Origin of the sequence: Peribacillus simplex (assembly GCF_030123325.1) — a bacterium.
Taxonomy (GTDB): domain Bacteria; phylum Bacillota; class Bacilli; order Bacillales; family DSM-1321; genus Peribacillus; species Peribacillus simplex_D.
In genome coordinates this window covers 4,721,178-4,733,393 of record NZ_CP126106.1, presented here as the reverse complement: position 1 = coordinate 4,733,393, position 12,216 = coordinate 4,721,178, and the positions used below count along the sequence as shown (strand labels likewise).

Below are 12,216 nucleotides of genomic sequence, written 5' to 3'. Positions count from 1 at the left end.
AGGGTGAACCTTTTTCTTTGGCACAATAAGTAAAAATAACATAAAAACAAGTAAAAATTCTGAAATGATTTGTTGATTTTTAGAACTATAATGAAAGTGATGCATATTCAATCTGGAGTGGAAGGGTGAGTTTAATGTCTCAATCTTATTGGCTGACGAATGTACGCTTGGAAAATGGTTTTACTTATAATGAAAATGAAACGATCACCGGCACTGAAACCGGAAATTACCACATCAAGATTGAAAATGGAAAAATATCCTCGATTTTATTGGCGAAGGAATCGATAAATGATCAGGACCCACAGCATGATGTTCACGGTCTCCTGATGGTCCCCTCGTTTAAGGAAATGCATATCCACATTGATAAAACCTATTATGGCGGTCCGTGGAAGGCTTGCACGCCTGCCATTAATGGCGTGAAAACCCGGATAGAGGAAGAGCAGGTCTTACTGCCAGAATTATTGCCTACCGCTAAAGTAAGAGCGGAAAAAATGCTCGATTTATTATTGGACTTCGGATCTACCCATATACGCACACATTGCAACATTGACCCCGTCATAGGTCTGAAAAATTTAGAGGCAACCATTCAGGCATTGGAAGGTTATAAGGATAAATTGACGTATGAAATCGTTGCATTCCCACAGCATGGACTGTTACGCAGCAATTCCGTCGGTTTGATAAGGCAGGCCATGAAGAATGGGGCGAATCTGGTAGGCGGCGTGGATCCCGCCACCATTGATGAAAACATAGAGCGGTCCCTTGAAACGATCATGGATATCGCGGTTGAATACAATTCCGATATCGATGTCCATTTACATGATCCGGATCACCTTGGACTCTTCACGATGCAGCGCCTCGCTTCACTGACGGAAGACGCAGGCTGGCAAGGAAGGGTCACGGTTAGCCACGCAAGCGGTTTGGCAGATCTTTCAGTCCCGGAGGCAACGGACATAGCCGAAAGGTTTTCGGAAACGGGCATATCGATTACATCCACAGTGCCGATCTTCAGAACGATCCCCATCCCCCTGCTTCATGAAAAAGGGGTGAAAGTCGAATTGGGTAATGACAGCCTCACTGATCATTGGACACCCTTTGGCATCGGGGACAATCTGGAAAAGGCCGGTCGCCTTGCAGAAAGGTTTCGCATGATTGAAGAACGTTCCTTAGCGCAAAGCCTGCAATTCATAACAGGAGGGAAGACCCCATTAAACCAGGACGGGGTCAAGGCGTGGCCTAATGTCGGGGATGAGGCGAATATCGTGTTGCTTGAAGCCAGCTGTTCTGCGGAAGCGGTGGCTAGAAGGGCAAAGCGTGCCGCTGTCATCTTCAGGGGCAATGTTGTTAGCGGATCTATTTCATCCTTTGAGACGACAGGTGTTTAATCTTCTATTAAAGAGAGTGATTTGATGAATGAAGCATACTGGCTTACAAACGTTACACTTGATAGTGGATTTGTTTTTGAGAATGGACGAATTGACCGGACGAAGACAGCTGCCTACAACATGTATATAAAAAATGGGGTCATAAAGGAATTGCAATTGGCTTCAGGTGTGCCTTTGAAAACGGATGATCCTGTTCACGACGCGGGAAAGCTGCTTGCACTTCCTCCTTTTAAGGAGATGCATAACCATCTTGATAAGACTTATTTAGGACTGCCATGGAAATCATGCACTCCGGTTCCGAATTTAATCGAACGCTTAAAGTTAGAAGCAAAGGAGCTTGCTGGACTGGCTGAAACCGGTCGGCTCCGGGCAGAACGGATGCTTCAACTATTGTTAAGCGGCGGGGCGACGCATGTAAGGACACATGTTAACGTTGATCCATACATCGGTATGAAGAACTTGGAGGAGATTCAACGTGCATTATATCGTTTCAATGGGAAAATGACATACGAGATCGTGGCTTTCCCACAGCATGGACTGTTAAGAACGAATTCAAAAGGGTTGATGAGACAAGCGATGAAAGAAGGGGCGTCTTTGGTGGGCGGCCTGGATCCTGGCGGAGTGGATAATAATATAGAAGCTTCCCTATATGAAATGGTCGATTTGGCCGTTGAATTTGATGCGGATATTGATATTCATATACATGACCCCGGTCATCTAGGTTTATATACGATCAAGAAACTCGCTTCTTTGATCGATGAAGCAGGGTGGAAAAACAGAGCGGCCATCAGTCATGCTTTTGCACTTGGTGATGTTTCAATAGGAGAATCAGATGAACTGGCCAGTGAATTATCAAACCTGGGGGTAGCCATCATGTCTACAGTTCCGATCAACAGGGTCATTCCCCCGATTGATTCACTGCATGAAAAGGGTGTCCATGTTGCCCTCGGATGCGATGGCTTTTATGACTCCTGGTCCCCGTTTGGTACAGGGGATATGCTGGAAAAGGCAGGACGATTGGCCGAAAGGTACAACTGGAAGGACGAGTATGCATTGTCCCAATCGCTCCAATTCATTACGGGAGGGGTCAAGACACTGGACCCTGAAGGAAATCGTTTATGGCCGAATGTGGGAAATGACGCTAGTATGGTTTTTGTGGATGCTTCATGTTCTGCCGAGGCAGTTGCCAGGAGATCGGAGCGTGCTGCGGTTATGGTCGATGGAAATCTGGTTTACGGCGGACTCAATCGCGAATCTGCCTTGAAGTCGAATTGAAGGTCTATTTCAAGAAGGGATGAAGATCATGAATGCAATCTATTGGTTAAAGAATGTTCGTTTGGAATGTGGTTACAAGAAAGAGAATGAAAGAGTTACAGGAACGATGACCGGGCTATTTCATCTGTTGATGGAGGATGGAAGGATCGCGAAGATTGTCAAAGGTGGGGAAGCCATACATGATGATTTACCGGTGGAGGATGCAAAAGGTTTGCTGGCGTTACCATCGTTCATCGAAAAGCATGTTCATCTTGATAAGACACTGATGGGGGATGTTTGGAGAGCGTGCACTCCTTCTTCAAGCGTCATTGAACGCTTTGAAAATGAGAAAAGGGTACTGCCTTCCATTGCGACAAGCACATGTAAACGTGCAGAATCTTTACTGGAAATCCTTTTAGCTTCCGGCTCTGCACATATACGGACACATGTTGATATCTATCCTGAAGTGGGATTGCAAAACTTAGAGCAAGTGCAACAGGCGCTTGCTGGCTATTCTAATAGACTCAGTTCAGAAATAGTCGCATTTGCGCAGCACGGATTGTTGCGGTCCGGTTCTGTCGAGCTTGTCAGGGAGGCATTGCGAAACGGAGCAGGAATCGTCGGGGCGGTCGATCCAGCAACAGTCGATAACAATATTGAAGCATCGCTGGTTCAATTGATGGATTTAGCAGTGGAAGCGAACGCTGATGTGGACTTGCATTTGCATGATCCAGGCCATCTGGGCACGTTCACCATGAAACGTTTGGCAGCTCTGACCAAGCAGGCGGGCTGGGAAGGCAGGGTAGCATTAAGCCATGCTTTCGGTATCGGGGACGTATCCAGGGAAGAAGCCTGTGATTTGGCTGACATTCTTAGGGATGCGGGGATTTCCATCGTCACCAGCGTCCCTATTAACAGGCGGATGCCCCCTGTTGATTTATTACATGAAAGAGGGGTTGAAGTATCAGTAGGAAATGATAATATCTTTGATGTATGGTCCCCTCTTGGGAATGGTGACATCTTGGAGAGAGCAGGAAGGCTTGCAGAACGTTTCAAATGGATCGATGAAGTCTCACTTTCCCGAACACTCGGGTATATAACCGGCGGAAAAACCCCATTGGACGAAAAGGGTAACCAGGTATGGCCGAAAGCGGGAGATGCCGCAAGTTTGGTGTTAATTGACGCAAGTTGTTCTGCAGAGGCAGTTGCCAGGCGTTCTGAACGTAAAGCAGTCATTTACAAAGGAAACTTAGTTTCCGGTTCACTGTATAAACAAAAGCAGTCAATTGAACGGTAAGACTAAACGAAAAAGGATTTCTGGATACTTCCGGATTTCCTTTTTCGTTTTGTTATGGAACGGGTTCCGCTTCCATGTACTTTTACTTACTTATGTTATATGCTGTGGAAGTGATTTTTTTTACTATTTGCCTTGCTGCCTCAGTCAAGCCAACAAATTAGCAGGGAGCCGCAGTCTTTGTTACTATTAATGATAACGTTATCATATCGCATGCCCCGTCCGGGGACCGCGTTTTATTTACATGGTGCTCTCTTATCGCCTTTTTCAAGGGAAGGGCAATTTAAATTCACCATGAGCTTGAAAAGTATCATGTTCAAAGGAGATGGAATCTATGAAAAGTTGGAGTTCTTCTGTGACTCTATTTTCTTCTTTTCAATGGTTGTTTTTTATTTTTGCAAATACGGTAGTTGTGCCCATATCGATTGGCGCAGCTTTTGATCTTCCTCCCGATATTACGGAAATGACCATGAGAAGCTCGCTCATTTTCACCGGGATCGCTTGCGTGTTTCAGGGGTGGAAGGGGCATAAGTATCCACTTATGGAAGGTCACTCCGGTCTATTGTGGGGAGTGATGTTGAATTTAGGGTTATCAGCACCATCCATAGGGCTCGGTTATGCCGAGATTGGAGGGGGAATAGCTACTGGTCTCATTGCAGCTGGTATCGTGACCCTCATTATTGCTGCCTTCAACCTGATTTCTTATGTCCAGAAGATTTTCACTCCCATGGTCATGACGGTTTATTTATTCCTTCTGACGTTCCAGCTCATTTTTGTCTTTTTCAAGGGGATGCTTGGGATTACGGAGAATGGGGAAATTAATATCCCGGTCAGTTTCCTATCAGTGGGGATTGTACTATTAGTAAGTATATTAAAGATAAAAGGACCAAGGACCATAAGCAATTTCTCCATATTGATCGGAATCATGGTGGGATGGATTTTTTACGAGCTGCTATTTCCGGAGGCCGGGGGAGAAATGGGATCGACGGGTGCCGCTTTTTCACTTTTCCCATTAGGTGCTCCAAACCTGGAATTCGGGATAATAGCGATTTCCTTTTTTGCAGGATTACTGAATTTGTGCAACACGTTCGCTTCCATCCAAGCCGCATCGGAATTAATCGGTGATGAAGCTGAACACAAGCAGTACCGGAATTCTTTATTCATGACTGGCGGTTTTACCATTTTCGCCCCGTTGCTTGGCCTTGTTCCGTATACACCTTTTACTTCATCCATCGGATTTTTGCAGAGCACTCAAATCTATGAGCGGAGGCCCTTCTTGCTTGGAGGCATGTTATTGACCATAATTGGGCTCATTCCTCCTTTCATCTCTTTCCTGGCCACCATGCCGATAACAGTCGGGAATGCAGTATTGTTCGTTGCTTACCTTCAGCTGTTCGGTACGGCTTTCAACAGCGTCAAGGGCCAGCATTTCACTTCAGACACGATATTCAGGCTTGCCGTACCCGTATTGATTGGCGTGAGCTTGATGAATATCCTGCCTAGTGCATTTTCGAACGTTCCCACGCTTTTACTGCCCTTTTTGACGAATGGGCTTATAATGGGCGTATTGATATCAATCGTGCTGGAAAAATCGGTGAACTGGACTCGTTATGAACAACTGGAGAACTAATTGGAAAGAGTGATGTATGGAATTCTTACTAAGCACAATAGATAACTTCCTTTTAAAGATTCTATACAGCTTTCTTATATTTTGAAAAGGCATGGAGAAACGCCTGATTGGATACGGCAGTACATAAGTGATTCTCCCATCAATAATGGTGGGGCAATCTTTATAATAAGGATTTTTTCATTTTAAATGCCAAAGAAAAAGGCTGTTTTCGCATACTTTGTTGCTATTCACCAAGTAATGCGGTGTGGTTGATTTCCCCTCCAGATGCTCGCTTTCCGCGAGGCGGGCGATGAGCCTCCTCGGCATGAACGCCTGTGGGGTCTCACCTGTCCCGCTGCTCCCGCAGGAGTCTCGCAATCCGTTCCAATCAACCTTAAATCGTTTCGTTTTAAAAAGAACAATCTTTACGAAAAGAGCCAAGAAAAAAGTTACTTGTAAGGAAATTAATATGAAAACCAGAAGGGTGTTGGGGACCTTCTGGTTTTTTTGATTGTGTTTAAGGTTTAACAATTTTATAGCATAAACTTGTTCGGTTTGAGACATCAAACTTTCTATAAAGATTTTGCAAATGTCTTTTTACTGTATTAACACTAATAAATAGTTCGCTGGCAATGGTGATATTGGTATGCCCTTTTAGAACCAGTTGTAATATTTCTGCTTCTTTTACTGTTAAATCTGGTTGCTTGAGATCTTGAGAACTGGACAGAATCTTATTTTTCAAGGGATTAATCAGGTTCTCTTTGGGTGCGCTTACAAAAGGATGGGGGAACTCGCTTGTTTTTTGCGATAAGAACCTGGAAATAACCTCTAGACACATAATATCGGATGTACTAAAGGGCTTCTCCTTTTTGGATCTAACGAAGTTCAGAACACCTTTAATACTGTTTTTATCATATAAAAAAACACCCACATCATAATAAAATCCATATTTTAGCATGAAATCATTATAGTATACACTTTTTTCATATAATTCAGGAGGAAGTAAATCAAGGTTTTTTATAACAGTCTGTTTACTTGCTTTTTGCTTAGTATATTTGGGTACTAGCAAATCTAATTGATAAAAGTTATTAAGATAATCATCGATAACATATTTATCTATATTTAACGTAATAGGTTCGAACAAGTCATTATTATCATCACATAACCAAAAAATAGATTGGCAGTAACCGAATAAATTTTCAAAGGTCTGTAGTACTTTTTCACGGAAATTTTCATTAGAAAAGGTGATTTCATCCATAAAAGATAAAATTTTTTTGTAGCTGCGGTTAGACATTTCCTTCATAGGCATTCCTCCAGGTTAACTTTTTTTGATTATATAACATTTTAAAATAAAATGAATTACTTTTTGATATAAAATGACCCATTTGGGTAATGGTAAATTTTTTGATTTTTCTGGATAATATAAAATACTTACATGTAATAGTTAGTAAATTAGAAAGGCTTTTTAAAATTAACCTAAGGAGATGAAAGAAACCGCAGTGTGTGAGGTAGAAAAGTAAACATCTCCTTATCAAAACTGAATAAGTGGATGCATAGTGCAATTTTGATTTATTGATTTAAGGTTATTTGAAGGAGAGTAATGTTTATTTATATAACATTTCTGTAACGGCAGTTTGGTTTTTGGGTATGTTTATGTGTTTTTAGAGTTGTTAATTACTCTATGTCTTTAAAAAAAGGCTCTTTTCGTAAAGATTGTTGTTTTTAAAACGAAACGATTTAAGGTTGATTGGAGCGCAAGTGCGAGACTCCTGCGGGAGCAGCGGGACAGGTGAGACCCCACAGGCGTTTACGCCGAGAAGGCTCACCGCCCGCCCCGCGGAAAGCGAGCATCTGGAGGGGAAATCAACCACACCGCATTACTTGGTAAATAGCAACAAAGTATGCGAAAACAGCCTAATAAAATAATGGAAGAGGTATGCTTTCATGTAAAATTCAGAAATTGAAACGCTAACTCGTGCTGAAATAGAAGCACTATAAATGAGCATATTTCAGCCTACATCACTTAAGAGTTCATTATCCATGCTGAAAAATCATGAAAATGTAATCGCTTCCAACGCTGCGTGTAAACAAAGTTAGGAGCTTTTAAGGAAACCTAGCTATCTATGTTTTTCAAAATTGTTGGTTAGTCATTTCGAAGTTTTATCAAAAAAATAAATAAGAGGTGGAGAAAATGAAAAAATATCAACTATTTATCGATGGAAAATGGACAGATTCACTCTCAGGAGAAACATTTGAATCGATTAATCCTGGCACAGGAGAGGTTCATGCCCTTGTTTCGCAAGGGGGCGAGGAAGATTTAAACCATGCAGTTAAAGCAGCTCGAAAAGCGTTCGAATCCGGACCATGGGCGACTATGTCTCCTAGTGACCGAGGTAGACTTCTGTATAAAGCAGCTCAGAAAATGTGGGAGAATTCAGACTTTTTAGCGGAAGTTGAATCAAAAGATAATGGTTTACCAATCAATGAAACCAAGCATATAGCTCTTCCTTCTACCATAGATGTACTGGAGTTCTATGCAGGACTTGCAAATAAGGTTCAAGGTGATACATTAGCATCGCCTCACAATCGTTTCAACTACACACTAAAAGAACCATTAGGTGTAATTGGTGCCATTGTCCCTTGGAACTTTCCTTTAATGCTGACGATGTGGAAATTAGCTCCTGCTTTAGCTGCTGGAAATACAATTGTTATTAAGCCAGCAAAAGAAACATCAACAAGTATTTTAGAACTGGCTAAACTGTTCCAAGAAGTCGGTATTCCTGATGGAGTGATTAATATTGTACCCGGTCCAGGTTCAACCGTGGGATCTGCTTTAGCTTCTCATCCAGACGTCGATAAAATTGCTTTTACGGGGTCAACGGACACGGGTCGCTTAATCATGCAAGCAGCTACAAAAAACTTGAAACCGGTTTCTTTAGAACTGGGAGGGAAATCACCTAACATTGTATTTGACGATGCCAATCTTGAAGATGCAGTTAATGGAGCGATGTTTGGCATTTACTTTGCACAAGGTCAAGTTTGTGCTTCTGGTTCTCGTTTATTTGTCCAAGAAAATATTTATGATAAATTTATGGATCTTTTTGCTAGTAAAGTACAATCAATACGGGTAGGAAATCCCCTTGAAGCGACAACGCAAATGGGTCCACAAGTTTCCGCACAACAATTAAAGACGATTGAAAAGTATGTAGCGGTTGGTCTTGAAGAAGGTGCGGAATTAGTGACAGGCGGCCAAAGAGGCAAGAAAAATGGATATTATTTCACACCTACCATCTTTGGAGATGTCACCAACGAAATGACAATTGCGCGTGAAGAGATATTTGGACCAGTTGTGTCGGTTATTCGCTTCAAAGATGAAGAGGATGCTCTACGGCAAGCAAATGATACTATTTACGGTTTAGCATCAGGGATATGGACCAATGACTTAAAAAGAGCTCATCGTATGGCGCGTGGTATCCAAGCGGGAACTGTCTATGTGAATACGTACAGTATGCTAGATAGTACAACTCCTTTTGGAGGAATGAAACAAAGTGGATTTGGTAGAGAATTAGGGGTCCAAGCCATGGATATGTATACACAATCAAAGAGTGTATGGATTGATTTAGGTGAAAAAGGCTTAAATTGGTACGGCGGCTAAGACTATTATTTAGCTAATGAAAGTTAAAAATAAAGGCTCTTTTCGTAAAGATTGTTGTTTTTAAAACGAAACGATTTAAGGTTGATTGGAGCGCAAGTGCGAGACTCCTGCGGGAGCAGCGGGACAGGTGAGACCCCACAGGCGTTTACGCCGAGGAGGCTCACCGCCCGCCCCGCGGAAAGCGAGCATCTGGAGGGGAAATCAACCACACCGCGTTACTTGGTAAATAGCAACAAAGTATGCGAAAACAGCCAAAATAAAAAATGAAAGGAAACATTCTATGAAAATAAAGCAAAGAACTTTCAAAGCAGCAATTATTGTAATGACTGCACTAACTTTCATATTCTCTCCTTATTCACTAATTCATAATAACAATGCTTCTGCTCATGGCGGTGAAGTGGAATTAATTAAGCTAGAAACAGCTTTAGAAGGTACTGGTGCAACTGTTAAATCTGATTTTTGGAGTTTTTTCACAAAAAAAATCACCATCGAAAAAGATGATACGGTCATAAAAATAATACCTGATTCCGATAAAGCGTATATTAATGGAAAAGAGATTACACTTGAATCAAACGTGATAGAAAAAGATGAGAAAATCTACGTAACTGATCATTTTGTAAATGAAGTTCTCCCTGACATCAAGCAAACAGCTAAAATAAAACAAGCTTATCATCCTTTAGATCCTTTAACTCCTAAAGAAATTAAAGCGGTGGTTAATGTAATCAAAAAGGCAGGGAAATATAAAGATACTCTTCGTTTTACAGAAATTACACTGAAGCTTCCCGATAAAAAGAAAGTGTGGGAGTGGGACTACGATAAAGAGAAAAAAGACAACGCATTTACAAGAAAAGCAGAGTTCATTGCATTGAATGGCAAACAAGTTATTGAGGGTGAAGTGAATATATCATCAAAAAAACTAGTTTCATGGAATGAAATGGACGGCGTTCATGGCATGATTATTCTGGATGATTTTGCTACTGTTCAAGGAGCCATTGAAGCAAGTGAAGACTTTGCAAAAGCGCTAAAAAAACGGGGGATAGATGACCCTAAAAAGGTCGTTGCGACCCCGTTGACAGTAGGTTATTTCGATGGTGAAGATAAATTGGAGCATGATAAGCGTCTATTGAAAATAGTATCTTATTTGGATACAGGGGATGGGAATTTTTGGGCGCATCCAATTGAAAATTTGGTTGCTGTTGTAGATCTTGAAAAGAAAGCGGTTATTAAAATAGAAGATGAAGGTGTCATTCCGATCCCGATGCAATTAAACGCATATGATGGCAGAGATTATGAGAAGAAATCCGATGCAAAACCGCTTAATATTACCGAGCCTGAAGGCAAGAACTATGAAATAAAAGGAAATACGATTAGCTGGCAAAACTGGGATTTCCACTTGCGATTGGATACCCGGGTAGGACCTGTGTTATCAACCGTTACTTATGATGACCATGGAAAAAAAAGAAAAATTATGTATGAAGGATCGCTGGGTGGGATGATAGTTCCTTACGGAGATCCTGACGTTGGCTGGTACTTCAAATCCTATTTGGATGCTGGTGAATATGGAATGGGCACATTAACTGCACCGCTAGAACTTGGAGCTGACGTACCAGAAAACGCCGTGCTGCTGGATGCAACAATTGCAGATAACTCGGGCAATCCTTACGTTATTAAAAATGCCATTGCAGTATTTGAACAATATGCGGGGCCAGAATATAAACATGCCGACCTTGCGACATTTAAAGAAGAAAATCAAAGCCGTGAACGCCGCGAATTAGTGGTTCGCTGGGTTAGTACAATAGGAAACTATGATTATATCTTTGATTGGAAGTTATCACAAAATGGAGTAATTAATATTGATGTAGGAGCATCCGGTATTGAAGCAGTAAAAGGTGTTAAATCAAAAACAATGCATGACAAAACTGCAAAAGAGGATACAAAATATGGTACTTTGCTTGATAATAATATTGTCGGGACCACACACCAGCACATTTACAATTTCAGGCTTGACCTAGATGTTGATGGCGAAAGTAATTCCCTAATGGAAATTAATCCAAAGGTAGAAAAAAATCAAGAGGGCGGTCCACGCAAAAGTGTTATGGTAACAGAAGAAAAAACAGTAAAGACGGAGCAAGAGTCGATTCAAAAATTTGATTCTTCCACTATTCGACTGTTCAGTAATCTTAATAAAGAGAATAAGGTAGGAAATCCAGTTTCCTATCAAATCATCCCTTTTGCAGGAGGCACTCACCCGATTGCCAAAGGAGCCTTATTTAGTGATGATGATTGGCTTTTCAAGCGAGTTAACTTTATGGACAAGCAGTTGTGGGTCACAAATTATGACCCGGATGAGCGATATCCGGAAGGTAAATATCCGAACCGCAGCAAAACAGATACAGGATTAAGACAATATTCGACAGACAACGGTTCCATTGACAATACAGATAATGTGGTATGGATGACCACAGGTGCAACTCATGTAGCACGAGCTGAAGAATGGCCAATGATGCCAACAGAATGGGTACACGCCATGTTAAAACCGTGGAATTTCTTTGATCGTACTCCAACATTAGACTTACCAAAAGAAAATTCAAAGTGAGTAAATAAAGTCCTTGTATAAGTTAATGCAAGGGCTTTATTTTTGTCCGAAGCGAGATTGAATTCATGAATTGATTGTTTGGAGTAGCATCGTAATTCATTATAAAAAGGATATTGAGGTTCTGTGTTTCTAACATGCACCGGAGCCCTTTTCGAGTTGATAAGCTAATCTCCTATCCTGGGTTTGCCAACTTAGTTCCAGGTTCTTACAGCTTTGTTCGAAGTTTTTCATTTGTACTAAGCCACATCATTAATAAAGTGATGATCCTGTTTCCGCTTGAACCGTTTTATGAAGATTTAATAAAAATGGGCTTTTGAATAAGTGGCAATGCCCACTCCCCTGACATAATTTGTTGGAGGGAATACTTGACGTGGTTTTATTCCCTGACCATTTCGTTCCGGTTTCCTGTTCTAAGCACTACCTTAT

The 12,216-nt window shown here is 41.5% G+C and carries 7 protein-coding genes; 6 read left to right on the top strand and 1 reads right to left on the bottom strand.

The features are described from left to right. The first annotated feature begins 134 nt into the window (after positions 1 to 134). From QNH43_RS22545 to QNH43_RS22530, 4 genes are all read left to right on the top strand, one after another. On the top strand, positions 135 to 1,382 hold the full coding sequence (locus QNH43_RS22545; RefSeq protein ID WP_283915771.1) for an amidohydrolase family protein: 1,248 nt from the start codon (positions 135 to 137) through the stop codon (positions 1,380 to 1,382). Between the two features lie 24 nt (positions 1,383 to 1,406). After that, positions 1,407 to 2,657, top strand: coding sequence for an amidohydrolase family protein (locus QNH43_RS22540; protein WP_283915770.1), 1,251 nt, complete (start codon positions 1,407 to 1,409; stop codon positions 2,655 to 2,657). Positions 2,658 to 2,685: 28 nt separating this feature from the next. Beyond that, on the top strand, positions 2,686 to 3,933 hold the full coding sequence (locus QNH43_RS22535; protein ID WP_283915769.1) for an amidohydrolase: 1,248 nt from the start codon (positions 2,686 to 2,688) through the stop codon (positions 3,931 to 3,933). A 331-nt stretch (positions 3,934 to 4,264) separates the two neighbouring features. Then, positions 4,265 to 5,560, top strand: coding sequence for a uracil/xanthine transporter (locus QNH43_RS22530; RefSeq protein ID WP_283915768.1), 1,296 nt, complete (start codon positions 4,265 to 4,267; stop codon positions 5,558 to 5,560). A 496-nt stretch (positions 5,561 to 6,056) separates the two neighbouring features. Here QNH43_RS22530 and QNH43_RS22525 read toward each other — a convergent pair whose 3' ends face one another. After that, entirely contained in the window at positions 6,057 to 6,842 is a 786-nt protein-coding gene (locus QNH43_RS22525; protein ID WP_283915767.1) for a helix-turn-helix domain-containing protein, read from the bottom strand. 888 nt (positions 6,843 to 7,730) lie between these two features. On the opposite strand from QNH43_RS22525, the gene QNH43_RS22520 reads away from it, so the two are divergent. Then, positions 7,731 to 9,194 (top strand): aldehyde dehydrogenase family protein, encoded by a 1,464-nt coding sequence (locus QNH43_RS22520; RefSeq protein WP_283915766.1) that lies wholly within the window; start codon positions 7,731 to 7,733, stop codon positions 9,192 to 9,194. A gap of 280 nt (positions 9,195 to 9,474) precedes the next feature. Then, entirely contained in the window at positions 9,475 to 11,790 is a 2,316-nt protein-coding gene (locus tag QNH43_RS22515; protein ID WP_283915765.1) for a copper amine oxidase, read from the top strand. Positions 11,791 to 12,216: the final 426 nt, after the last annotated feature.